Annotated in this window: 27 protein-coding genes; 13 read left to right on the top strand and 14 right to left on the bottom strand. The window is 40.9% G+C overall.

The features are described 5' to 3' along the window. The first annotated feature begins 75 nt into the window (after positions 1–75). Complete coding sequence (locus ENH88_RS19155) at positions 76–3,318, top strand: S41 family peptidase (protein WP_304184753.1); 3,243 nt, start codon at positions 76–78, stop codon at positions 3,316–3,318. 113 nt (positions 3,319–3,431) lie between these two features. Here ENH88_RS19155 and ENH88_RS19150 read toward each other — a convergent pair whose 3' ends face one another. The 3 genes from ENH88_RS19150 to ENH88_RS19140 form a co-directional block, all read right to left on the bottom strand. Next, on the bottom strand, positions 3,432–3,980 hold the full coding sequence (locus ENH88_RS19150; RefSeq protein WP_304184752.1) for a hypothetical protein: 549 nt from the start codon (positions 3,978–3,980) through the stop codon (positions 3,432–3,434). A 10-nt stretch (positions 3,981–3,990) separates the two neighbouring features. After that, positions 3,991–4,566 (bottom strand): hypothetical protein, encoded by a 576-nt coding sequence (locus ENH88_RS19145; RefSeq protein ID WP_304184750.1) that lies wholly within the window; start codon positions 4,564–4,566, stop codon positions 3,991–3,993. Between the two features lie 210 nt (positions 4,567–4,776). Beyond that, entirely contained in the window at positions 4,777–5,427 is a 651-nt protein-coding gene (locus ENH88_RS19140) for an NAD(P)H-binding protein (RefSeq protein WP_304184748.1), read from the bottom strand. Positions 5,428–5,638: 211 nt separating this feature from the next. Here ENH88_RS19140 and ENH88_RS19135 point away from each other — a divergent pair, with 211 nt between their 5' ends. The 3 genes from ENH88_RS19135 to ENH88_RS19125 all read left to right on the top strand — a co-directional run bounded on the left by ENH88_RS19135 (position 5,639) and on the right by ENH88_RS19125 (position 8,171). Beyond that, positions 5,639–6,355, top strand: a complete 717-nt coding sequence (locus ENH88_RS19135; protein WP_304184747.1) for an enoyl-CoA hydratase/isomerase family protein — start codon at positions 5,639–5,641, stop codon at positions 6,353–6,355. Positions 6,356–6,419: 64 nt separating this feature from the next. Further along, positions 6,420–7,409: an RDD family protein gene (locus ENH88_RS19130; RefSeq protein ID WP_304184746.1), complete on the top strand. Its 990-nt coding sequence runs from the start codon at positions 6,420–6,422 to the stop codon at positions 7,407–7,409. A 186-nt stretch (positions 7,410–7,595) separates the two neighbouring features. Further along, the gene (locus ENH88_RS19125) at positions 7,596–8,171 is read left to right on the top strand and encodes a hypothetical protein (protein ID WP_304184745.1); all 576 of its coding nucleotides are present in this window, start codon (positions 7,596–7,598) and stop codon (positions 8,169–8,171) included. A gap of 70 nt (positions 8,172–8,241) precedes the next feature. Here the strand turns inward: ENH88_RS19125 and ENH88_RS19120 are convergent, their stop codons facing one another. From ENH88_RS19120 to ENH88_RS19110, 3 genes are all read right to left on the bottom strand, one after another. Continuing rightward, positions 8,242–9,213 carry a glutathione S-transferase family protein gene (locus tag ENH88_RS19120; RefSeq protein ID WP_304184744.1) on the bottom strand — a complete coding sequence of 324 codons (972 nt, stop codon included), beginning with the start codon at positions 9,211–9,213 and terminating at the stop codon, positions 8,242–8,244. 21 nt (positions 9,214–9,234) lie between these two features. Then, positions 9,235–10,077: a pirin family protein gene (locus ENH88_RS19115; protein WP_304184743.1), complete on the bottom strand. Its 843-nt coding sequence runs from the start codon at positions 10,075–10,077 to the stop codon at positions 9,235–9,237. A gap of 71 nt (positions 10,078–10,148) precedes the next feature. Beyond that, complete coding sequence (locus ENH88_RS19110; RefSeq protein WP_304184742.1) at positions 10,149–10,286, bottom strand: hypothetical protein; 138 nt, start codon at positions 10,284–10,286, stop codon at positions 10,149–10,151. A gap of 178 nt (positions 10,287–10,464) precedes the next feature. On the opposite strand from ENH88_RS19110, the gene ENH88_RS19105 reads away from it, so the two are divergent. Together ENH88_RS19105 and ENH88_RS19100 are read left to right on the top strand one after the other, a co-directional pair. Continuing rightward, positions 10,465–11,556: a mechanosensitive ion channel family protein gene (locus ENH88_RS19105; RefSeq protein WP_304184741.1), complete on the top strand. Its 1,092-nt coding sequence runs from the start codon at positions 10,465–10,467 to the stop codon at positions 11,554–11,556. 165 nt (positions 11,557–11,721) lie between these two features. Continuing rightward, a complete protein-coding gene (locus ENH88_RS19100) occupies positions 11,722–12,591 on the top strand; it encodes an MYG1 family protein (RefSeq protein WP_304184740.1) in 870 nt (289 codons plus the stop codon). A 58-nt stretch (positions 12,592–12,649) separates the two neighbouring features. On the opposite strand, the gene ENH88_RS19095 is transcribed toward ENH88_RS19100, so the two are convergent. Both ENH88_RS19095 and ENH88_RS19090 read right to left on the bottom strand, forming a co-directional pair. Then, entirely contained in the window at positions 12,650–14,167 is a 1,518-nt protein-coding gene (locus ENH88_RS19095) for a DUF3360 family protein (protein ID WP_304184739.1), read from the bottom strand. Positions 14,168–14,487: 320 nt separating this feature from the next. Next, the gene (locus tag ENH88_RS19090) at positions 14,488–14,886 is read right to left on the bottom strand and encodes a YkgJ family cysteine cluster protein (RefSeq protein ID WP_304184738.1); all 399 of its coding nucleotides are present in this window, start codon (positions 14,884–14,886) and stop codon (positions 14,488–14,490) included. A gap of 157 nt (positions 14,887–15,043) precedes the next feature. Here ENH88_RS19090 and ENH88_RS19085 point away from each other — a divergent pair, with 157 nt between their 5' ends. Continuing rightward, positions 15,044–15,634 carry a LysE family translocator gene (locus ENH88_RS19085; protein ID WP_304184737.1) on the top strand — a complete coding sequence of 197 codons (591 nt, stop codon included), beginning with the start codon at positions 15,044–15,046 and terminating at the stop codon, positions 15,632–15,634. Between the two features lie 11 nt (positions 15,635–15,645). On the opposite strand, the gene ENH88_RS19080 is transcribed toward ENH88_RS19085, so the two are convergent. Both ENH88_RS19080 and ENH88_RS19075 read right to left on the bottom strand, forming a co-directional pair. Further along, positions 15,646–16,479 carry an AraC family transcriptional regulator gene (locus ENH88_RS19080; protein ID WP_304184735.1) on the bottom strand — a complete coding sequence of 278 codons (834 nt, stop codon included), beginning with the start codon at positions 16,477–16,479 and terminating at the stop codon, positions 15,646–15,648. 160 nt (positions 16,480–16,639) lie between these two features. Beyond that, entirely contained in the window at positions 16,640–17,578 is a 939-nt protein-coding gene (locus tag ENH88_RS19075) for a LysR family transcriptional regulator (protein WP_304184734.1), read from the bottom strand. Between the two features lie 94 nt (positions 17,579–17,672). On the opposite strand from ENH88_RS19075, the gene ENH88_RS19070 reads away from it, so the two are divergent. From ENH88_RS19070 to ENH88_RS19045, 6 genes are all read left to right on the top strand, one after another. Continuing rightward, a complete protein-coding gene (locus ENH88_RS19070; protein WP_304184733.1) occupies positions 17,673–18,107 on the top strand; it encodes a DMT family transporter in 435 nt (144 codons plus the stop codon). 9 nt (positions 18,108–18,116) lie between these two features. Further along, positions 18,117–18,578, top strand: coding sequence for a DMT family transporter (locus ENH88_RS19065; RefSeq protein WP_304184732.1), 462 nt, complete (start codon positions 18,117–18,119; stop codon positions 18,576–18,578). Between the two features lie 240 nt (positions 18,579–18,818). Then, positions 18,819–19,235: a tetratricopeptide repeat protein gene (locus tag ENH88_RS19060; protein ID WP_304184730.1), complete on the top strand. Its 417-nt coding sequence runs from the start codon at positions 18,819–18,821 to the stop codon at positions 19,233–19,235. Between the two features lie 35 nt (positions 19,236–19,270). Further along, a complete protein-coding gene (locus tag ENH88_RS19055; protein WP_304184729.1) occupies positions 19,271–19,711 on the top strand; it encodes a GNAT family N-acetyltransferase in 441 nt (146 codons plus the stop codon). Positions 19,712–19,718: 7 nt separating this feature from the next. Next, positions 19,719–19,937 (top strand): DUF6500 family protein, encoded by a 219-nt coding sequence (locus ENH88_RS19050; RefSeq protein ID WP_304184728.1) that lies wholly within the window; start codon positions 19,719–19,721, stop codon positions 19,935–19,937. Between the two features lie 78 nt (positions 19,938–20,015). Continuing rightward, the gene (locus ENH88_RS19045; RefSeq protein ID WP_304184726.1) at positions 20,016–20,531 is read left to right on the top strand and encodes a YgjV family protein; all 516 of its coding nucleotides are present in this window, start codon (positions 20,016–20,018) and stop codon (positions 20,529–20,531) included. A 35-nt stretch (positions 20,532–20,566) separates the two neighbouring features. Here ENH88_RS19045 and ENH88_RS19040 read toward each other — a convergent pair whose 3' ends face one another. From ENH88_RS19040 to ENH88_RS19025, 4 genes are all read right to left on the bottom strand, one after another. Next, a complete protein-coding gene (locus tag ENH88_RS19040) occupies positions 20,567–22,543 on the bottom strand; it encodes an RICIN domain-containing protein (RefSeq protein WP_304184725.1) in 1,977 nt (658 codons plus the stop codon). 834 nt (positions 22,544–23,377) lie between these two features. Then, positions 23,378–23,857 (bottom strand): YchJ family protein, encoded by a 480-nt coding sequence (locus ENH88_RS19035; protein ID WP_304184724.1) that lies wholly within the window; start codon positions 23,855–23,857, stop codon positions 23,378–23,380. Positions 23,858–23,895: 38 nt separating this feature from the next. Continuing rightward, positions 23,896–24,330, bottom strand: a complete 435-nt coding sequence (locus tag ENH88_RS19030) for a SulA-like leucine-rich domain-containing protein (protein WP_304184723.1) — start codon at positions 24,328–24,330, stop codon at positions 23,896–23,898. 225 nt (positions 24,331–24,555) lie between these two features. Next, positions 24,556–25,011 (bottom strand): tetratricopeptide repeat protein, encoded by a 456-nt coding sequence (locus ENH88_RS19025; protein ID WP_304184721.1) that lies wholly within the window; start codon positions 25,009–25,011, stop codon positions 24,556–24,558. Positions 25,012–25,015: the final 4 nt, after the last annotated feature.

Here is a 25,015-nt window from a genome sequence, read left to right as displayed (position 1 = left end):
TGTTACAGTAATTTGTCGAACAAAGCTGCAATCCATTTTTATGTTGTTATGATGATATAAAATAACAACATAAGGATGGTTAAGTTGAAATTACGTACTTTTTTAACCGCAATAGCAGTAGCAGTGTCACCGGCAATCTCATCGGTGGCTCTAGCTTACGAAACACACGACACGCGCTTATTGCGTTTCCCTGATATTCATAAAGAATCAGTCACCTTTGTGTATGCCGGTGATATTTATATAGCAAATATCAAAACGGGTAACAGCACGCGCTTAACTGATCATATTGGTTTTGAAACCTTCCCTAAGTTTTCACCTGATGGCAGCAAAATTGCTTTTTCAGCGCAATACAATGGCAGCCGCCAAGTGTATGTAATGAACCGCGACGGCTCACAGCTAAAACAGTTAACTTACTACAATGATGTGGGTGTGATGCCACCGCGTGGCGGGTTTGATTATCGCGTACTTGATTGGACGCCAGACGGTAAGCATATTGTATTCAGAGCTAATCGCACACCATATGGTAAGCGTGTCGGACGTCCTTACATGGTGCCTGCTGATGGTGGCTTAGAGCGGCCATTGGCCATACCTGAAACGGGCGGCGGCATGCTATCGCCTGATGGCAAGCAGTATTTATATACCCCCATTGACCGCGAGTTTCGTACTTGGAAGCGTAGTCGTGGTGGTCGTGCGCAAGATGTCTGGATTTATAACTTAGAAAATAATACCTCAAAACAACTAACCAGTGATCCTGCTACTGAGCAGCAACCGACCTGGGTGCACGACAACATTTACTATGTTTCTGATAAAGAATACACCTTAAACTTATATAAACACCAAGACGGTAAAGCGCCTGTAAAAGTCACTAACCACAGCGAGTTTGATGTACTTTGGCCATCAGCAGGGCCTGATGCCATAGTGTATGAAAATGGCGGTTATTTATATCGCTTTGATGATGCCACTGGACAAACACAAAAACTGACTATTAATGTGCAGGGTAACCGTGAATACACTATGCCTTATAGTAAAAATGTAGCCGGTTTTATTGATTCAATGGATGTATCTCACGATGGCAAACGCGTGTTATTTAGTGCCCGTGGTGAATTGTTTTCAGTGCCTGTTAAAAATGGCCCAACCCGTAATTTAAGCCAGACGCCAAAAGGGCGAGAGATAGCAGCATCTTGGTCACCAAATGGTCGTTATGTGGCGTATATGAGCGATGAAAGTGGCGAGTACGAAATTTATATCCAAGACCGAGCCAATAACAACAAGGTTAAACAACTGACGAGTAATGGCACTATTTGGCGTTTTGAGCCAGTTTGGTCTCCAGATAATAAAAAATTAATGTTTGCCGATCTAAATCACAGCTTATGGTGGCTTGATATAAAAACCGGCAAGCAGCATAAAATTGATACCGCAAAGTATGAAGAAGACGGTTTAACCACCTATATTTGGTCACCAAATAGTGAAGATATTGTGTTTGTTAAAAATAACGAAAACCGTTATGCATCACTGTGGCATTACAATATCAAAGAAAAAGACCTGACTCGCTTGACTGACGATATGAGCAGTGAGAGAAACCCAACGTTTTCGCCTGATGGTCAACAATTGTATTTTACCTCTGAGCGCGACTTTAACTTAACTTTTAGTAGTTATGAATTTGATTATATGTTTAATAATGCCACGCGAATTTACGCGGTTGCAGTAAACAATAAAATCAAACCGCTAAATGCCCCGTTGACTGATGAAACCAGTATTGTGGAGGACAAGCAAGACGACGCCTCATCTAAAGCGCCGAGTAATCATATTGATGGTAAAGGTTTTATGCAGCGTGCGGTGGCACTCAATGCGCCTGCAGGCAACTACGGCGCATTAAGCGGTGTTAAAGATGGAGTTTTAACTTTATCTGGCGGTGAACTAAAGCTTATCCCAAATGCTGTTGATGGTGAGATTGCCACTGTGGCCGCGGGTGTTAGTAGCTATAAAGTATCAACAAGTAGCGAGCATATAATTGCTCGTGCTGGCGATAACTACAGTGTTATTGCGCCTGCCGCAAAGCAAGATTTAAAAGCCACGCAACTAAACCTTGACGACATGGTGCTAAAAATTGATCCGCAAACCGAGTGGGCACAAATGTATCGCGAAGGCTGGCGGACATTACGTGATTGGTTTTATGATGAAAATCATCATGGTCAAGATTGGCATGCTATTTTAAAACGTTATCAGCCAATGGCGGATGCAATCGCACATCGCGCCGACCTTGACTACGTGTTAAGTGAAATTGCCGGCGAGATTAACTCTGGGCATATTTATGTCAATTCTGGCGATATGCCAACGGCAACACGTTTACAGCATGGTTTATTAGGCGCTGAAATTAGCGCGCATAAATCAGGCTTTGTGAAAATTGAGAACATCTTTAAAGGCGAAAATTGGCACGAGAACTTCCGCTCACCACTTAATGAGCCGGGCGTTAACGCAAGCGTTGGCGACTATATTATTGCGGTTAATGGTCGCTCAGTAAAAGAGGTGGTTAACTTTTATGAGTTACTTGAAAACACTCAGGGCAAACCTGTTGAGTTATTACTAAGTAAGTCAGCAAGTGTTAAAAATAGCTGGAAAGTGTCAGTTAAACCTGTGGCAAGTGAAACAGGCTTACGTTATTTACAATGGACGCAAAGCCGTGCTGAATACGTCGATAAACTATCCGACGGTCGTATAGGGTATGTTCACTTACCTAATACCCACTACGAAGGTAACCGTGCATTGTTTAAAAACTTCTTACCGCAAACAACGAAAGAAGCGATGATCATTGATGATCGTTACAACGGCGGCGGTTTTATTCCTGAGCATATGATCACTTGGCTGGCACGTAAGCCGCTTAATTATTGGAAACGTCGTGGTGTTGAACCCACTAAAACGCCACAGTTTGCCCATGATGGACCAAAAGCCATGCTGATCAACGGCTACTCAAGTTCAGGTGGTGACGCACTGCCGTATTACTTCCGCCAAGCAGGCTTAGGTAAACTAATTGGCACTCGCACTTGGGGTGGTTTAATTGGTATCTCAGGCAACCCAGGGCTTGTGGATGGTGGCTCTGTGATCGCTGCTACCTTTAGAATACTCGACAACGACGGTAACTGGATCATCGAAAATGAAGGCGTAAGCCCTGATATTGAAGTGATAGACCGCCCAGAACTTATCCAAGCTGGGCAAGATCCCTCGGTTGAGCGTGCTGTACAAGAGCTGTTAAAAGAGCTTAAAACAAATCCGAAAAAACCATTGGTTGTGCCGCCAGCGCCAACAGAGTTTGGTAAATAATTAAATAAGCGTTAATCAAAAAGCCAGCATTTGCTGGCTTTTTGTGTAGAAGCTGTTAATTCAATTACAGTGATAGAATAACTTGTCTTAAAACGTATAAAATAAGAGATATTCTATTTTATTGCCTCTATAAAATCTTTATCAGAATATAAATTTTTAAGTAGCTTTTGCACCAATTCTACATAGCTCTGTTGTCCATTCGGGATTGCAATTGCGCCCATAAAAGATGAGTCGAAAGTGTGCTCCGCTGATATTGTTTTTTCAAATAAATTAACATTACCTTCTGAAACAACAAAATTGACTTTTATAAATGCATCACCTTCTGAGAAACCTGTTACGTCAATATCGTGATCAACTAGACTGCCTGAAACCTGCTTTTTGGCAACACCTGACCATAATTTGGCTAGCTTCAGTTCTTGTAGTAAGGCATTTTCGATATACTCGCCATAACTATCGCCAACAGATGAAACCAGAGGAGAGCTTCGTAGTGATATTTTATTTAGGTTTTTTTCTGATTTAATTTTACCTACAGATACAGATTCGTTTGGAATCTCTTTTAATTTTGATACATTACTAATATCTGCGCGATACGGGGGAACCTGAATTGTACATGCGCTCAAAGCAAGAACTGTAATTAGAGTTAATAAACTTTTATATTTCATTGTTATTCGCTTATAAATTTGATTTGTCTAGTTCTGCAACTAGCCCATTAAATGCTTCTTCAGTTGCGCGCTTTGCTGATAAGGAAAAGTCATTTTTAAATTCATCAAATTCAGCTTTGCCAAGACCATTAACTTCACTTTTCCATGCAACATTCCCTTCGCTATCGAGTGTTTTGCAATTTAATGTGAATGTAAACTCTGTTGGAGGCCATGTGAATACACTATCAGAACTAGAATTTGTTGTTATGGTTGGAACAAATATATATTTTATATTTTTGTTTTTTAAAAACTCACTATCAGTCAATGATTCAAGACGATAGACGTTATCAAATTTATTTGATAGTACTGTATATAAAGCTGCTTCTGTATCTTTATAAGGTTTATAGCTCACTTTATCACCGCCACCACCCGGTGTTTTCACTTGTTTTTTAATATTATCTTCAGAGATGTAATATCCTACAACTGATGTAGACTTACGCTCTGTAACTTTAAGATTCTCTGTATCAGGGTTTAGGCTTATCTGATGGGCGCAGCCACTTAAAGCAAGCACTGAAAATAAGAAAAGCAAATTTGTTAGTAATTTCAAAATAAACTCCATGTATATAATTTTTAGGGGTAGTTTGACGGATACTAAATATATGTTTAATAATTACAGATGTAAATATTGTTAATCCTTGGTTTGTAAATATTTGTAAAGCTTGGTTTTTGCTTTAGTGGTTTGAAAGATAACAGTGACATCCATGTTTTTCATATAAACGCTAACTTAGCTTGAAATTATCACATGCGACAATGTACTTTATGTATAAAACAGCTCATCTAATTTAAAATACTCAACTCCCACACTCGGTTTAGTACTAAGCGCGCACATTTTTGCTGCAACTTGTTTGCCTGTGATAGGACGATACTTTCTCAACCTAGGTAACCAACATAAAATAGGTAACAATACACTGCCTAGTTTTTCAGCGAGGCGAAATTCGTTATTACGCTCGCCAACTAATAACGATGGCTGAATAATGCTAATACGCTTAAATGGCAGTTCTTTGACAGTATTTTCAAGTTCACCTTTCATTTGTAAATATGCGTTACCACTATTGGCATTTGCACCACTGGAGGATACTAGCAAGTAATGGTGTACTTCGTGTTTTGCAGCAAGTTCAGCGACTTTTAACTGATAATAAAAATCCACCTTACGTTGAGCGGCAATAGAGCCAGCTGCTTTTTTGGTGGTGCCCAAACATGAAAATAATATATCCGCTTTAAACAGTGATGCATGCTGGGCTAAGTGATCAAAATCAACCACATGATTAATCACTTTTTCATTTTTGTATGGTGCAGGGCGACGAGTGAGGGTAATTACTTGGCTGATATGTGCTTGGCCAACGAGTTGCTTAACTAATTGGCTGCCTACTAAGCCTGTTGCGCCAATTACGATTGCGGTTTTGCCCATACGTCTTCACCCGTGTTTGATTAAATAGTTGAGTAAGCATTGTTATGGATATTTACCTTTAAAACAATCTATTAGTTTTCCACGACAGCAATTTTTTAAATAGCAAAGCTAGTAACTTAAACATTAATCATGGCATTATAAGTTAATCTTCCTCAGTAGATTAAAGAGGAGCCTTATCAAATAATGACAATAAAAATATCAAGGTACTTGCATGAGCATTATGACATTAACGACTCAAGACAGCGTTGCAGTTATTACCCTAACAAACGGCGAAAATCGCCAAAATCCACAGTTTGCTAAACAACTAAAACAAACACTTGCAGAAGTTGCTGCAAACCAAAACCACAGAGCGCTAGTGATCACTTCAAACGATGAAAAGTGTTGGAGTTTAGGCATCGACACCGATTGGTTGTTACCTGCCATGCAAGCAAAAAAGGCCGATGAAATACGTGGTTTTATGTACGACATGGACGATGTATTTAAAACCTTACTGCTTTTTCCTATGCCAGTGATAGCCGCTATTAATGGTCATGCTTTTGGTAATGGGGCTATTTTAGCCTGCGCCTGTGACTTTAGATTTATGCGCGGCGATCGCGGCTTTTTTTGCTTCCCTGAAGTGGATTTATCAATCCCATTTTTACCTGGCATGATAGCTTTTGTAAAAAAAGCCATGCCTTACTACCGCTTTAACGAAATGAAACTAACAGGGCGTCGCGTATCTGGAGCAGAGCTGGCAATTGATCACGTTATTGAAAAAGCCTCAACAGATCAGCAAAGCTTACTTATTGATGCGATAACATTTGCCGCTACGTTTGATAAAAAACGCGCCATTTTTGCTGAGCATAAAAAACGCTTACACAAACAGATAATTCAAATCATTGATGAAGAAAATAAACCCTTTATAGATAATTTGGCTTTAATGGTTTGATAAAAAAGTAATTTGTTAAAGCTGCTGTAACAGCGCGGAATAATGTTTAAGGACGAGAGCATAAATGAAAGTCGAACAAATAGAAGAGTTAGGGTTAACGCGTGCTGAAAGCAGGGAAGTTATTACCCCTTATGCGTTTGAGCTTGATCAAGCGTTATTGGGGTTGCCACTTGCTTCACCGACTCGCCGTGCGCTCGCGATGGTAATCGATGTTATGTTGATTTTTGTAGCAGCAAAACTCAGCGCTGCGTTAATCGCCTTTGTGGCTGCAATGGCTTTTTATAAAGGCACAGCGCAAAAGCATCTACCGAAAATGTCGATGTTTTGGCGTAGAGTACTAAAAGTGACCGCGGCCAGTATATTATTTGTAAGTTCGTTGGCAGTACTTTCACTCGCCATTGATTTTTTTGAGGACGATAGCGCAATTCAAGGGATAAAAATCAACCAAGAAATGCCATTAACTACAGACGAAAAGCAGCTGATCCAGACGTATTTAGCTAACACAGCGCAAAATCAACATTGTGACCAATCATGCCAAAGTAATGCATTGGCTAATTTACTGACGCAAGTACCGACACTTTCCCAAATTGAGGGGCTTGAAAATCAGCAGGTCACTCGCGTGTTATTGCAAGTAATGGTTGAAGCTGATGGTGCTAAGCCTGCTCTTGAAGACGAAAACGCGCAAACAGAACCCGTAAATAGCGTGCTGCAGTGGGGCAAGGGCATCATTCAAGATTTAGGCCTTGGTTTTGGTTGGGCTGCCGTGTACTTCACGTTATTTTCGCTGCTTTGGCAAGGCCAAACACCGGGCAAAAAAATATGCGATATTCGCGTTGTCGCACTCAGTGGTGAATATTTAAGTTTATGGGATGCGTTTGGCCGCTACGGTGGTTATGGAGCAGGGTTTGCGACTGGCTTATTAGGATTTTTACAAGTTTATTGGGATCCAAACCGCCAAGCAATTCAAGACAAAATAGCTGCAACCGTTGTGATAAAAGGCAATGTAAATCAGCTGGTAAATACGCACACAATTGAAGAAGCGATTAAGGATTAAGCTCGTTTTCTTTAGTATGTTGTACTGAAGGTGGCAGGTTATCTTGGCTTACCAGAGCTTTAGATGAAAAATACTATTTTTTGCTTACCTTCGGTACAGTGTTGTTTAAATTACACTGCAATAGCTTGTATAATAAGCGCATGTTACGCCATCTCAAGTCATAATTTATAAGGATTTTAAATTTTTATGGCAAAACCTCAGCTTTTTTGGATGATTTTAATCTTATTACTTACCTGCTTCATGCCTTGCGGTTTTATCATCTGGCATGAAAGTGTTGATCCCGCATTTATCCCTAACGCTAATTACAATTTTATTCTCAAGTGGGTTTTGCCCACGCTGACAGTGCTAACGATCGGTTATCTTTTTAGTCGCTATAAAAATTTTGCTCAAGTGAAGGAAAGTTTAGATGAACATTTTATTTATGAGGGACGCTTAGTTAAGTATTTTACGCTGCTTTTTACGCCGGTATTTATTTACTTTTACTTTTGGACGTTCATTAACATCCCAATACAGTTATGGGCACAGTACCGTTTAGCGGAGTATTGGTCGCAAGAATACCTGTTAGTTGAGGCAACTACATGTAGTAGTGATTATGAGTCGCACTGTGTAGAACTCACATTTGCCGATTTAGCAAATGAAGAAACACATTCAATACGATGGTATTTAGATAAAGCAGAATTATTAACGCTTAAGGATAAAAAAGTAAACCTAGTCGGAGAGCAAAGCTATTTTGGTTATATTATCAATGAAATACAGTGGTAAGCTGTTTTAAAAAAAGCGATTAAGTAAAATTAACCCCAGCTATTGTGCTGGGGTAGTTTTGTGAGTTAAGTTAGCCACGCTTATGCGGGCGAGAAAAATTAATACTAGGCCCTTTAGGCACCACCTGGGTGGGGTTTATCATAGTATGGCTAAAATAGTAATGCCGTTTGATATGATAAAAATCAACGGTTTCTTTTACGCCAGCGACCTGATAAAGCTCACGTAAATATTCACTTAAGGCAGGGTAACTTTCGATAGTGCGCTGGTTGCATTTAAAATGCCCTACATACACGCTGTCAAAACGGATCAAGGTAGTAAACAGTCGCCAATCTGCCTCTGTTAATGTGTCACCCACTAAGTAACGCTGCTTGAGTAAAATACTTTCGACTTTGTCTAATGCACTGAACAAGTCATTAAATGCCTCTTCATAGGCTTTTTGCGTGGTTGCAAACCCTGTACGGTATACACCGTTATTAATGTTGTTGTACACCAGCTCATTAATTGCATCGATTTGCGCCTGCAAGTGAGCAGGGTAAAAGTCTCGTTTATTGCCCGTTAAATCATTGAAGGCGCTGTTAAACATGCGAATGATTTCTGCGGATTCATTACTAACGATTTTATTTTGCTGTTTATCCCACAGCACAGGCACTGTTACTCGCCCAGAATAATTCGCTTTATTTTCGGTGTAAATTTGATGCATAAATTGCTTAGCAAATAGCGCATCACCAGTACTGTGATTGCTTTTATCAAATGTCCAGCCGTTATCTAACATATCTGGGCTGACTACAGAGACATCAATATAGTCTTCAAGTCCTTTTAACTTTCTAAAAATCAAGGTGCGATGCGCCCATGGGCAGGCTAATGACACATATAAGTGGTAACGGCCTTTTTCAGCCTTAAAACCAGCTTCACCCGTTGCGCCTGCGCTGCCATCTTCGGTTACCCAGTTACGTAATTGTGCAGACTCGCGTTTAAACTCACCGTCGCTTTTATCGGTGTCGTACCATTTATCTTGCCATTTACCGTTGACTAGTAATCCCATAATTGACTCCTGTATTGTGTATTAAAAGGTACCAAATTTACCGCTTTGGTAATCACTAATTGCTTCTCGCAGTTGCGCTTGCGTATTCATCACAAACGGTCCCATGTGGGCAATCGGTTCATTGAGCGGATCACCGGCTAAAATAAGCACCCCGGCACCGGTTTGTGAACTAAATTGAATATCACTGCCAGGCTCTAAAATAAGTAGGCTGCCGGCCATCACGGGGCCACCCTGTTCGGTGTTGATAGCGCCGCTGTGAATATAAAGCATCACCTTAGTTTGTGTCAGCGGTGGGTGAACAAACTCAGCGCCCGCAGGGATTGTTACATCCGCTAACATGCCATTGGCTGCCAGCTCTTGTAGGCTAGAAACTTGAGTTTGCTGGTCAAATTGCCAACTGCCAGCCAGCGCTTTTAACTCAACACCTTGGCTATTTTTAAAGCGCGGTGCAGGGTGCTCGGTGGTATCTTGATATTTAGGTGCTCTGAGTTTTTCAGTACTTGGCATATTGAGCCAAATTTGAAAACCATGCATGCCTTCTATCGCATCGGCAAGTGGCATTTCGCTGTGAATAACACCAAAACCTGTGCTCATCCATTGCACATCTCCCGCGCGAATGGCTTTTTTATTACCCATTTGGTCTTGGTGCTCAAAGCCACCTTTAATAATGTAGGTAAAGGTTTCGATGCCACGATGCGGGTGCGCCGGAAAGCCGCCGATAAAATCACTATGATCGTCAGATTTTAATTCGTCGATCATCAAGAATGGATCTAAATGTTTGCCATCAAAGCCTGGAATACGGCTGATGTTTACGCCATCACCATCTTGGGTTGCATGGCTATTGAGTTGCTTTATTACTTTCATTGCTTTGCTCCGAATCTTATATAGTGTTATTTAAGCACATTAAAATTAAACAACCATGGGTAAAAATAGCACTATTCATTCGTTTTAGAAGAATGTTCGCGTTTTTGTCGTTCAGTACAATAGGCAGTAATGCATAAAAAGCGACACCAGCCGAGCAGAGGAATGTCTGCAGGCTTATTGGCTGTAAAACCACGCTGTTTATGTGCCATTATATTCCTTACTTAGCTTTATTATTAAGTAACCAGAGTTCAGGTTGAGTGTCTTATTTGCAGTTAAATACTTATCTATTAATGAATTTAACTGCAAGGTGTTTGCCAGTTTAAGTTGGCGTTTTATTTGCAATGTCAAAGTTAATATTTATAGCGGCACGGAACTCAAGGTATACATATGGAAATTATCAATATCATTAATAATCAATTTCTTACTTTATTTCTGCCACTCGAAGTTAATACTAACTCAGTCGCTGTCGCCCCGATATCTTGGCAAGCAATAAACCTACAGATCGCGCATTTTTTACAAAGTGCTTGGCAAATGTTACCTGCTCTTACCTTGGGAATTGTAGCGATAGTTTTGTGCTATTTGCTTGCTAGGCCATTGTCATACTTATTTGTTAAGCCCATCGGTTATGTTAGTGAAAGCCGGTTGTTGCACGTTGTTACTCGTCGTTTCATTAGCATTGTGATTATTTTGTTTGGTGTTTATCTGTTTTTACGGTTAGCAGGCTTAACTGAGTTTGCAGTGGCGGTGATGAGTGGCACTGGCTTAATAGGTTTGATCTTAGGGTTTGCATTTCGAGATATTGCTGAGAATTTTATATCAAGCATGTTGTTGAGCGTACAGCGGCCTTTTCGTATTGATGATGTGATTGAGGTCGATGGCCGCTTAGGAGTCGTTAAAAAAGTAACGGCTCGTGCCACCACTTTAGTTGATTTTGATGGTAACCATATTCAAATTCCTAATGCGACCGTATATAAAAATGTGATTAAAAACCTGACTGCAAACCCCAAAATGCGTGGTCATTTTAAGTTAGGTATAGGTTACGATAACGACATACGCGCGACTCAACAACTTGCCGTTAGTTTAATGGCTCAACAGGAGGCGGTGTTAAACGATCCGGCCCCACAAGTGTTACTTGATGAGCTGGACTCTGCGACTATCAATTTAAGCATTTACTTTTGGATTAACAGTGAGCAACACAGCACAATTAAAGTGGCGTCACAGTTAATGCGAGAAATGGTCAACAGCTTTACTGAGCACAGTATTAGTATGCCAGATGATGCACGTGAGCGAATTATTTTAAATGCATCGATCAGCGAGCAAACGCAAAATCTATCGGCAGAGCCTGTTATACCAGAGAGAAAAGCCAAGGCAATCGCGCAAACTCACACTGATATTGATGATGTGAGTAGTGATGCCGATGAAATTCGTGAACAAGCTGATAGCTCTCGCGATCCTGAGCAAGGCAATAATATTATTTAGCTCTCGCTTTTCTCCGTTTTTTTGTAAAAAACAGTGCGCTGTTTTGTGGCAGCAGCGTGTATAGCGTATACTGCTGTGCTGGTAATTTTAGACTCGCTCGGTGCTTTACGGGTATAGCTTAATTACGTCGTCTTCTTACCCCTTTTCAAAAATGACATTAAATATATGAATGATTTAACAGTAGTAACCCACAATGGTAATTTTCACGCGGATGATGTGTTTAGTATCGCAGCACTTAGGCTAGCTCTTCCTGACTTTAAGCTTGTGCGTACTCGCGATACGCAGTTGATAGCGCAAGCTGATATTGTGATTGATGTGGGCGGTGAATATGATCCAGAAACAGGACGCTTTGATCACCACCAACGTGGTGGTGCGGGTGAACGTGAAAATGGCATTCCTTATTCGTCATTCGGTTTAGTTTGGCAGAAATATGGCTTACAACTGTGCCATGGCGATGAAAATATCGTTAATGCTGTTGATTCCTCTTTAGTATCTACCATTGATGCCATTGATTGTGGTCACGTTGAAGGGGTGTCACAAGGGATCAGTTTAAGCCAAACTATTTCTATGTTTAACCCAACGTGGCAAGAAGCAAGTGAGTTTGATCGCTGTTTTGACGAAGCGGTTGAATTTGCAATGCGTATTTTGTCGCGCTTTATAGCCTCGGCCAGTGGCAGTATCAACGCTAAAGCAATTGTCGCAAAAGCGATTGAAAACGCGGAAGATCCAAGAGTCATTGTGCTAGAGCAGTACACGCCGTGGAAAAAAACAGTGCATGCGTTATCGCAACAAGCGCTATATATGGTTTACCCATCACATTCGGGTAAATGGATTTTGCAAACTGTGCCAGTGGAGCCAGGCTCATTCGAAGATAGAAAATCACTGCCAAAAGCATGGGCGGGTTTATCAGATATTGAATTTCAAACCGAAACGGGTATTGATGATGCAATGTTTTGCCACAATGGTTTGTTTATCGCAGGGGCAGAGTCATTTGCAAGTACTATGAAACTGGCTGCGATGGCGTTGCAAGATTAATAAAGAGATTAAAAATCTTGGAAAAGGGGAGGCGATTGATCCGCTTCCCCTTTTTGTATTAGTGCCTAAAGTTCTCTAGCAGTGCAGGAATACCTGGCAGCATACCCACCATCGCCATTACACTGGTTAATAATACAAACATAAACAGCGGAATGATCCAACGGCTCATATGAGTGAGCTCAGAGCTGCGCTCTTTACAGCCAATTAAGCCTAAGTTATCCAGTAGCATGGTTAGCGACCAGCCAAATGCGGGGTTTACTAACGTTGACGCAAATACCACAATAGCGGCTGATTGCGTGGTTTTACCTTCGCGAGTCATTTCCATGCCAGCCTCAAGCAGCGGGATAAATACACCGACAATTAACGCCACACACAGCACTGGCTGCCAAATAGCGAGATCCATTGGATAACCCCATATACCTGCAATCACACAAAACAATGCGGTTAAAATTGCACCGGCTGGGATAGGACGCTTGGCAATTGCAGCAGGCACAATATAGGTGCCCCATGATGAGGTAAAATTAGCCCCGCCTAAAATAGAACCAAAGGTTTGCCTGACCGATGCACTGAGCATAGTATCGTCAATATTCATTTGTACTTTTTCAGTGCGTTTTGGGTAGCTGATTTTTTGGAATACTTGATGGCCTAAAAAGTCTGGCGACCACATTGCTACAGCAAGTATCGCAAAGGGCAATACCACTACAAAGCTTTCAAGAGTCGGCAAACCTAACATCCAACCCGTGTTTTCGCCCCACCAATACATAGGGTTCATATTTGGCATGCCGGGGGCGGTTTTAAATTCAAACGGCGCGCCTAAAGCAAAGGCAGTCAAGCCACCAATTAGGCAACTGAGCGGCACCGCTAACCAACGCTTTTTAAAATGCTCGAGTAGCGCATAAAGTAAAATAGTGGCCAAAATAACGATAAAAGCAATGTGCGCCATTTCAATTTCTTCCGCCCATGCAAATAGTTTTTTTACCTGTGAAATTGTGCCGATGAAGCCTAAATACAGTAATAACCCGCCGCACACTCCTTTACTGGTCAGCCGTGCCAGTAAACTGCCGCCTTTACTGATGGCAAGCAGTAATCCTAACGCGCCAATGAGTAGTCCGAACGCCATGGGGTGCCCGCCTGCTGCAACAACAATGGGAATGAGTGGAATAAGCGGCCCGTGGGTTCCCGCTAAGTTAGCGGTGGGCAAAATAAAACCTGAAAACAAGATGATAAAAATAGCTACTATAAGTAATTCGTAGCGTACATTTTCTAGCACAAAGGCATCACTCAAGCCCAGTGGCGCAGCAAATGTGGCAGCTATTGCACCCACCATCACGACTTTGCCTATGGTGCCTGCCATCGCTGGGATAGTATCTTCAAATTCGAAGCGGTAATCGCGAAAAGGCAAATTAGGGCGCCAACGCTTGGGCTGCATAATTTGCAGTTCATGCTCAAGGTAGTCATCTCGACTGGCAAACTCAGAGCTAGGTTTATGAAGATTTTTATAGCTATCGGAAACGGTTTGAGTGTCGCTTACCTGCTCAGCTTGGGATGAAGAGTCATCTTTTCGCGTAGTTGTCATTAATTCTCCTGCAACATAGTTGCTTACTCAAAATAAAAAAACAGCTTTATATACCTATTTAAAGCTATGAATATTGAGTTGGCACAGTAATGCAGGTGAGTAACAATTACGATTAGGCAAAGGTCGAGCATGGTGTTGAAAGTGGCAAGTGTGTAAAGTAACCAAGCTGCCAAGTGTGAATGTATTTTATCTTTTAAAATCAGCTTTTTAAGTGTGTTTTAGTGAGTGGGAAACTGATCGTTATTGGCTGATGACGCAGATGCTGTTTAATCAATTGGCTCTACACCTTTAGTCTAATAAGCGCAGCACAGTGTTAATAATCAATAACCAGCAGGGCGGCTGTCTTGCATTAATAAGTCTAACTTGGCTTGTGCTTTTTTGTAGTTATCCAAATCAATGACCTCAATCATTTCACATTCGTCTCTTACCATTTCGCTAATGAGGCTAGGGTAGTGACGACAATCTTCTGGTCTATCTAAGTAAATACTGCAGGTATATTTATTCGCTGCATGGGGGGTTGCTTTGGGTGCAAGCGCAAGAAAAGGACATCGGCTGAGTTTTTCCCCTGTGTGCGGGTCGTGCCATATTTGCTTATTTTTAACAAATGCGAAAATGTCAGGGTTAAAAATTTCCCAAAGATCAATCTCTTCTTGCGTAGCACTGAGATCGCCATCGCCGTATTTAATACAGCATTTACCACACTGATTACATTCTTTCATAATTAACATTTCTGCAAGTTTGTGTGCTCACTATACAGCAATTGTTGCTCAAGGCAGATAAATCAGCCGACTATTATTGCTTGAGGTCAATTTTGTTCAATACGACACACTGAGAAAAAGAAATACTCATCAGCAAATTAATTACTGAAGTACGCTTATGACTTTTTCTGTGATCATCTCAATGGCATTATTTGCCTTAGCAGCCTCTATTACACCAGGCCCTGTTAACCTTTTATCGTTAAGTTGCAGTGCTCGCTTTGGGGCAAGAAGCGGCCTATTATTTGTGACCGGGGCTACTTTAGGTTTTATCGTATTATTTTTATTTATTGGTTTTAGTTTACATATTTTGATTGATGAATTGGCTTGGATCACCGCGGCTTTGCAGTGGTTTGGTATCGCATTTTTATTGTACTTGAGCTACCAACTATTTATCGATGATGGCACATTGAATAGTAAAGATAGCCGCCGCGCCCCCACTTTTATGACTGGGGTTATCATGCAATGGCTTAACCCTAAGGCATGGTTGGCTTCGTTATCGGGTATTGCGGCGTATATTCCTAATGCATTAAGTACAGAGGTCATCACCTTTGCCAGTTTGTACTTACCGATTTGTTGGCTATCACTTGGTTGTTGGGTGTGGCTTGGTATGCGACTCGGGCAGCATTTTCAAAGTGCTGCGAATGTGCGGTTGATGAACAGAGCACTGGCATTGTTGTTGGTGGCCAGTTGCGTGTTATTAGTGGTTTAAATTGCTTTTACTTACAACGGTAAGGAGCGCCGGTATTGCTCAGGAGTTGCGGCAACACGTTGCTTAAATACACGTTGAAAGTGAGCTTGATCACTAAAGCCACTTTCGTAGGCAATACTGGCTATTGTTTGCCCTTTTTTGAGTGCTTGCTGGCCTAACTGAACACGGCGATTTAGCCGATAGGCATGAGGAGTCATGTTAAAGTGGCGTTTAAAAGCGCGCACTAAATAGCTGGTACTAAACCCGAAATGTTCACTGATGGCACTAATAGGGGTGTCATCTAAGCTGTGCTCATTTAAATAATGAGCCACTTGATAAAGCGTGTTGGGAGCGAGTAAAGTGCGCTCGACTGTGCGTGAGTTGCTATCTAGATGGTTAAATAATTCAATAAAATAATGATGCAATTGACTACGCTTAGCACTAACAGGGTTGTTTGATAGCAGTAATTTGCACAGGCTAACAAAATCCTGATACAGCAATGGCATGTTCAGGGTATCTAAACGACTATCTTGCCAGTGCGGCTCGGCTCTCACTCCTGACTCAAATAATAACTGCGCTAACCACTGTTTATCGACGTGCATCATATAATATGCCCATGCAGAGTTTTGCTGTGGGTTACAGGCATGCACTTTATCAGGGTTCATTATTACGAGGTGACCTTGGCTGACTTGATGTAGGCGGTTTTCACAAACAAATTCACTTTGCCCAGCTAAAATAGCCCCGATAGACCATTGTTGATGAGAATGGGGGGCATAGGTAACGCGTCGGCCATCAAGTACTTGGCGAAGCTCTATAAATGGCAATGCGGGATCGCGCCAAAAAGCAGGATGTGTTGTAGGGAGCATAGTGTTTGCCACGGGTGAAAATATAAGCCCAGTATAACCTCAGTGGTGATATATAAATCTACCCCTAATTTAAAATATTTTCTACAAAAGCAACGAATGATGGACCGCAAAACGCTTCGATAAAGACTGGTAGACAAATAGCCAATCATAGAGCGATAAATTAATTTTGGTATTTCCAATACACGGGATTGCCATACACCTCACTAAAGTAATCAATACAGGCACGCACATTGAGCGGTGGCTGCTTGGTGTTTGGGTAAATGGCAGTAATGTTTTGTGAGCCAACTTTAATTGTTGGTGCAAACGAACCTAAAATTGATACTAGTGTTCCAGCTGTTAGGCTTTCACCGATTAACCAGTCTGGAAATAACACAATCCCCATGTCATTTAATGCGCTAATTAGCAGCGTTTCGGCATTATTAGAGACTAAGGTAGGGATCACTGCTTGTTGCTGCCATGCTGATGAATTGTTTTTAAATAACCAACGATTTTGCCCAGATGAACCGCGATATATTAAACCATGATGCTCACTCAGATCTGACGGACGTTTAGGTATACCATGCTTTTTAAGGTAACCGGGTGATGCCGCCAAATGGTATGTTTGCACGCCTAAAGTTTTGCCATGCAAGGATGAGTCGCTGAGTGAGCCAATCCGGAAAATTATGTCGGCGGCATCCGTATGTGGATCAATAAAATCATCTGTTTGGGTTAACTCAACTTGAATTAACGGGTAGCGATTTAAAAACCCGCCAAGCCAAGGGGCGATGTGTTTTTGGCCAAAAAACACCGGTGCATTTATTCTGATCAACCCTTTTGGCTGACTTGCTCTATCTTGCAATTCATTATGTACTGCTGTGAGTTGTTCGGTCATTGACCGCGCATAGTCGTGAAAAATCCTCCCGGCTTCGGTTGGTATTATTGCACGTGTATTGCGATAAAACAGTTGCTGACCAAGCGCCTCCTCAAGTTGCAGAATTACCCGAGAGATCATTGAAGGAGAGACATTTTCACGCCGAGCAACAACAGAAAAGCTTTTACTTTTATATACGTCGATAAAGAACTTTAATGCGCGGATATTAATTGAGCTAATACCATTCATTTGTGCAAATCCTGCAAAGGTGTTTTCTATATAATCCCATTTTTTGCGTTAAACCACTAGGCTATGATGAATTTCTTATTTATAGGAGATTTGTATGCAGTTTATTTTGATTCTAATTGTGGTTGTGGGAGGAATGGGGTTGTCTGTAGAAGCCGGCATATTGGGGCCTTTGGGCGGCGAAGTTGGAGAACTATGGGCCACCTTTAGTGTGTTTAGTGTCGGTGCTGCTCTGACTTTTATGTTGATGCTATTTTTTAGTCCTCGTAATAGCCCGTCATTTTTCACACAACCATCATGGACATTGTTAGGTGGTGTTTTGGGGCCGATTTATGTTGTTATTTTGACCATAGCAACACCGGTGATTGGTATTGCGATGACGATGATCGGTATTCTGATGGGACAAATAGCGAAAAGTTTATTGATAGATCATTACGGCTTATTTGGCACAGAGCATCGTCAGGTCGATCGTAAACGGCTTGTTGCACTAGTTTTTATTATTATTGCATTGATTTTGATGGCACAGGGGTAGGGGACGAAAATGACTTTTATAATGATAATTTTAGCTGTGATCGGCGGTGCTACATTAAGTATTCAAGCGGCAATAAATGCCCAGCTAGGAAGTAAAGTCGGCGTGTTTCGCTGCGCATTCTTAACTTTTTCGGTAGGTGCGTTGATCACCGGATTACTTATTTTTTACTTTGAACCTAACCACGTCGTGACACTATCAGATGTGCCCAAATGGCAATTACTCGGGGCAATGTGTGGCGTACCCTATATCGTAATTATGGTGTTTGCTGTACAGCGTATAGGCACTGCGGTTGCAACGGTTGCGGTTATTTTTGGGCAATTATGTATGAGCATGCTTATTGATAATTTTGGTTGGCTTGGTAATGACATTATTACTTTTTCGCAAACTCGAATTGGTGCCGTTATTTGCTTAGGGATCGCATTGTATTTTATTCATGCAAGTAACAAAACTAAGGCCAAAACAGAGAATTAATATTTTTACAATCGAGAAGGTGCGGTAGACCCCTCAATTCACCGTTATTATGGCACCAAATCGACAGTTTTACCCATCGATAATAAAACAACTTGTGTGATCTCGCTTAGGATGAATCATTTCAGCGTAGAGTGTATTAGAATAGTGCATTATTGGTCTTAGCTAGATTGCTGGTTTCGAATTACTTTAAGCAATCTATTATTGAGCTGGCCGTTATTTCTAACAAAAGGTAATGATAGAATGATGAATACAAAACTGTATAAATCAGTATTGGATTTGGCTGGCGAGCTAATGAATGCAGCGCAACAGCAAGATCAAGCGAGCTTTGAGGCACTTTACGAGCAGTTAAAAGCCCTGTGTATTGAACACGAAAATACTGAAAAAGATCATCCTGTTCAGTGGGAAACGCTGGCTGATTTTACCGATGAATTTGCCGATGCTTTGTTGATCTATGAAAAAGCGTTAGCCAAGGCGACAGCCATTAATGCTAAAGATTATATGTCGTCAATTGGCTATGCAATGGCAACTATGCATATTGAACTCGGGCAAACCGATGCCGCAATTAGCTGTTTACAAGCCGCACAGGTTAGTGCAAATAAAATCCCAGATAAAGCATTAAAAGCTGAAATAGCTGAGTTATTAGACACCTTAAAATAGAGTGTTGAATGATTATCTGTAAGAAGGGGTAATAAATGGATGTTACACTAGGCACTAGCCCTGAACTGATTGCGCAAGCGCATGCTATTCGCCATCAGGTATTTGTTATCGAACAAAATATTCCTAAGCAGTTAGATTTGGACGGCTTAGATGAGGAAGCTATTCACGTTGTGGTGACTGATGTAGGCTCTTTAGTTGCGACAGCGCGATTAGTTAAACGTGACAAATTTTGTGCTGTTATGGCAAGGATTGCGGTGTTAAAGCAGTACCGAGGGGTGGGTGTTGCTAAGCTGGTTATTAATGCTTTGCTATCACATGCTGGTAAAATTGGTCTTGAGAGCATTGAAATTCATGCGCATGCCTACTTGCAAGGCTATTACCAACGTTATGGTTTTAAATATATTAAAGATGTTGAAAAAGTTGGCGAACACCAACTTATTGAAATGCAATGCAGTTTAAAAAGTGAAGTGAGGTAACGCCGTAATGCGCGATGAATTAAGGACTAAGATCATTCAAGTTTGCGATAAAAAAATAGCGACGAAGGGTGATAATGTGGGATTGTCATTTTATGCTTTCTTTGCAAATAAAAATGATGATCCTGAACTATTGATGGAAGCCGCGACATGGTGGATACAAACTCATCAATTAGATCACTTTGTTAAAGCACGAACGATTAAAACTATGATTGAAAATAATCTGTAATAGCGTGTAGCTGTTTGAGTTATTGTTTATTAACCACAATAGCGGTTGAGATATTTATTTTAGTGGGGTGTAGGGCTGGTGGTTGATAGTTTGATTGCCCAAGGGTTTGGTTTACTCAGCTTTGTTTTAGCATTGGTGTGCTTTTATCAAAAGGATGATCGTCGTTTAAAAATAATGATGGTGGTGATGAATCTAAATCATGCACTGCACTTTTATTTACTCAATGCGATCACTTCATCATTGTGCTGTTTATTTTCAGCGGGGCGTACGGCTGTATCAATGCGGGTAAAATCGGTGTGGGTAGCAGCCATTTTTATTATTTTAACCGTGTTTATCGGTTACCTAACAGCGCAGCAATGGACGGATTATCTTGCGATTGTTGCCGCCTGTTTGGGTTGTTTTGCACTATTTTGTTTAACGGGCATCAAAATGCGTGTTTTGCTGTTTGTGGGATCGTGTTTATGGTTGGCAAATAATATTATTGTTGGCTCAATTGGCGGCGTGTTATTAGAAGCAACCGTTATCGTTATTAATTTAACCACCATTTACAGGCTGCATAAACAACGCTTTACGAATGCTGCGTTTACGCAGTGAAGGACTTAGCCAAGCCCTTCACTGGTAATGTGGGGTTACTGTTTGGTTAGTTCAAACATTTGATTTTCTGCCCCGGCTAAGCATGTCCACTGCAAAATATTAGCATCATCGCCCGTTTTACTGCCATCTACATCCAAGCATAGTTCACTATTGCGGTTGATGATACGCCACTTACCTGAGCCGGCACTTTGGAAACGAAACTGTTGGTTATAGCTTCCTGTGTAGGTCCAGATATTGATATTTTCTCCCGCTGTTGTGGAATGGGTATAAACTTCTAACCCTTTAGCTGGGGCATTAGCGGGTGAAATACGATGCCATATACCATCCACTGTGGAGATATTAAACTTTTGGCAATTATTATTAAGCCAAGACCACTGCCTGATATTTGCCCCATCCGTACTATCACAATTAGCTACATCGAGTGAAGCGCCACTGTGTTTTGGGGTAATGCGATAGATACCATTGACTAAGGTATTGCTGACGTTGCCATTCGAGCCATCGCTATAGCCATTGTAGACTTCAAACTCTGCGATTTGTGGTACACCGCTGGCTGAGTGAATTACAAAACTGACTTTTGATAAGTTAGTGTCAGAGAAAGTGATCACATTTGGCACGGCACCACCGTTTGCAAGGGTGACACCTGTATCATGATTCACTAAAGACCAAGCAGTGATCCGCCCAGCACTGGCTGCTGTTTCGATAATTCTCACAGCATTAATAGTTGTATTTAGGTTTTTAATATTAATGGCGCCTGTGGTAGCTGACGGTGACCAGTAAGTTGCAGTATCGCCATCATTGACATTGCCATAGCTTGAACCACTGGCCTTTGAGCTACCATCAACACCTGCATTGAGTGCCAAATTTTCACCAGCGGGTGTCGGCTTAGGGGTTGGAGTTGGATCCGGATCCGGTGTTGGATCAGTTGGTGGCGTTGTACCACATTGCCCATTGGATGTTTGTAAGCCTTTGTTTGCCCCCGCTGTTGCAGCGATGATGCTGGGTATACACTGCGCATTATCAAGTTGATAGCTATAAGGGATGTTGATTGATGTGGTGGAGGTCGGGTTAGGCCCAGCAGGGTGAAGCTTGCTTTCTTGCTGTGACCAATCGATATTATCCCAAATATTGCCACTGACCTGCCAATAACCCATATCATTCGTATAAAACGTGCCCAGTGGATCTTTTGAATTTTTGAAGTAATTATTCTCGGCTCGCATTTTGCCACCAATACGTGGATTCATACCTGATGATACAAGTCCACTGTAGTAGTTATTGTAAGCATGGGCTGTGGCATGTCTTAATAAAGGCGTGCGAGAGTTGATATTTTCATAGTAGTTGTGATGAAAAGTAACAGGGCCGTTATTCTCATCACTATCACTTGAGCCAACAAGCCCGCCACGACCTGAATTACGTAAAATACTGTATGATAACGTCACGTATTTAGTGTTACTTTTCATATCAAATAACGCATCATAACCCGAACTTTCTCCTCCGTTGGCTTCCAGTGTAACGTGGTCAACCCAGACATTACTGACATTCGATTCCATGCCAATGGCATCCCCGCCGTTGGAGGTGGGTGAGCCAGACTTTTTGACGTTTCTGACATGGACATTCTGAATAATGATATTTGAAGAAGAGCGAATATGAATGCCCAGTTGATCAAACATGGCACCGCTTCCTACACCAATAATTGACACATTACTTATTTCTTTTAGTTCAATTAAATCAGGCCCTGTATTGCAGCTGTCTCCTGAAACTTTACTAGTATTACCATGATTTATTGTACCTTCAACATGGATGATAATTGGCGTGTCACTTGATGCTCGATTACACAGTGCCTGATGAATTTGCGTACCCGTTGTCGCATAAACAATATCACCGCCAGCACCGCCGGTTGTCCCGCCATTTGTGGTGGCAAAACCTGAAGCATTAGCAAGCGCACTGTTGCCATAAATTGCCGCAGTGATGGCCAAAGCCCGCACTGAGTAGTTAAAAAGTGTACTTTTTCTCATTGTTGTTCCTAATTATTGTATGTTCAGATAAAAACAATTAAATAAATTAATTGTTAAAAGTGTTAACACAATCAAGGTTTTTAATGCTTGTACAGCAGTGCTACCGGTGGCATTATTGCGGTAAATATTATTTTACGCAATGCTAATTGCTGAATATTTAGTTTTAATTTCATCATTTAGGTTTGCTTTATTTTCCTTTAAATTATTTAATTTCATTAAAATCAGTTTGTTGTCCTGTTTTTGCGCGGAGTTGTAAGTAATAAAAATAATAACAATTTAATTTACTATTTTGTTTCAAAGGTAGTTGATTTGCGATGTTATTAAATTAACATTTGTTCCCTTTATGTTTAAGCGAAAAGTACACTAAGTGGATGAAATGAGCATCTTATTAGGCTCTATGAAGGGGCATATTTGCTTAATGCGTTATCTAGATCTTTTGGATCATTAACTTAGCTCCCACAACGATGACAACCCTAACCGGGTTGAATTTAGTTGTGCTAGAAAAACCTCTAACGTTTAAATTCGCTTTGTGTGCTCTGTAGGTATTCAGCGGGTGACTTAAATAAATATTTATTTTTAATCAAGCTGTTAATCGTTTATTTAAGCGAAGTTTAGTTACTGTCAGGAAGTGTTGAATGAGTAATGCAAAACCAATCTATATTGGTTAATTTTCGCTTAAAATGAGCGTTCAGCTTACAAATCATAACGTTGATGACGACTGCTATAGCAACTTCAGTGAGTCGATTTAGGTTGTTAGTGGGTCGTTCGCTAAGCTAAAGAGCAGCCATGCTGCAGGAAAGTTTATTGCAGCATCAATGTATGCAAGGGAATTATCTACACGCTGTGGCACTTTTTATATTTTTTACCGCTACCGCATGGACATTCATCGTTACGGTTAATTTTAAGATCAGCAACAGGGAAAATCTCACCATCTAAATAGCGCCATAATCCAGCTTCTTTTATAAAATTTGATTTTTCATGCAGCTGGCAAAATAAGTTTTGATAAAAATAACTAACGCAAAATTCAACATCAGCAGTGGACTCGTGTTGCTCGGCACTGACTACGGCTAATTTTATAAAACGACAGCTGTTGGCAAACTCAGCGATTTCTTTGACTGGATTTTCAGCTTGTTTTGCTTGGACATAAGTTTGATAAATATACTTGGCATTTTTCAATGCATAAGCAACATAACGAGAGCGCATCAGTTGCTCTGCCGTGGTTGCTTGCTCTGTGCCTAAATGCAGCTTTTGGCAGCAGTCTTGGTAACTGTGTTGACTGCCGCATAAGCAATTACTGTTAGTAAGTGAAGTCATGTTAAATTGGTTTTATGCAAAAACGTTATTTTAACAGCTTATTGCGCCAATGCCATATCGGTACTTTGTTGGGTTTTAGTAAAGCAGTATAACTTTGCACTTGCTTGATCTAAGTTTAGCGATAGATCCGCAATTTGATTATCTTTTACGATGTCAGTCCAAGTGATCACTGCTGCAAAATTACCATTATGTAATGCTGAGTTTAAAACATACGCTAAATTCACAAGATGCTTTTGACGTATCACTAGTAGTTTACTGGTATCAATAGAGCATGAATCAAGTAACGCTTTACTCGGTACATGATCGGGTGCAATCAGTAATGTCCATGCATTTTGATTATTGTAATGGTGCAATACCTTTAGTAATTCAAACGTTGCTGAGATCTCATCTTCAATTTGAATTAAGTTAACTGATGCGCTTTGGTTATCTCGTTGGTAGCTTTTAACAGTTCTTACGGTAATTGGCTGTAACATAATGTTCACTCACTGGTTGTTTATACAGTATGTGTATACAGTAGTTTATACAGTTGTTTGGTGCAAGTGTTTTTTGCTAATTTTTTATACGATTTGTAATTTTTAATGTTCGCTGTGCAGATTTAATACATAGTAAAATTGAAATTTAAAATAAAAATCAATCCCTTAATTATTATTTCATGCTGTTGGTATTTTACTCAATATAAAGTGGTGGTTATTATTTTTTTATACAGTAGTTGGGATCAGATGCGCAAATTGCTGCTGATGGATCTGTTCATACAGTGTTGCAGCGTAGCACTGAGCATCTTTAAAACGACGTGTAGTGAGATGTTTACGAAGATCTGCCAGAGCTGCAGTCGCGGGTGCATAGTCTTGGCTACTAGCTAAACTTAGCCATACTGCACCATGAAATACACTACTGGGCACGCCTTGGCCTTTGATAAAAAATAACCCGAGATAAAACTGTGCTCGGTGATCTCCTGACATCGCTGCCAGGCGCATCCATTTAGCGGCGAGAGGGGCTTGTTCATTTTTTAAATAATACAGCGCTTTATTCACCGTGCTTTGTGGTGTATCAGCTTTAGCGTCACCCTGTGGGGGGCGGTTTGGTTGAGTGATAAACGATAACACGTTATCTAGCTGTTGTTCTAAATCTAAGCCAATTGGCGAGGTATCTGTCATAGTG

The sequence above is a fragment of the Pseudoalteromonas prydzensis genome, assembly GCF_011050055.1.
In the GTDB taxonomy this organism is placed as follows: Bacteria; Pseudomonadota; Gammaproteobacteria; order Enterobacterales; family Alteromonadaceae; genus Pseudoalteromonas; species Pseudoalteromonas prydzensis_A.
Note: the sequence above shows the minus strand (reverse complement) of the source record. Positions and strands in the feature narration are given on the sequence as shown.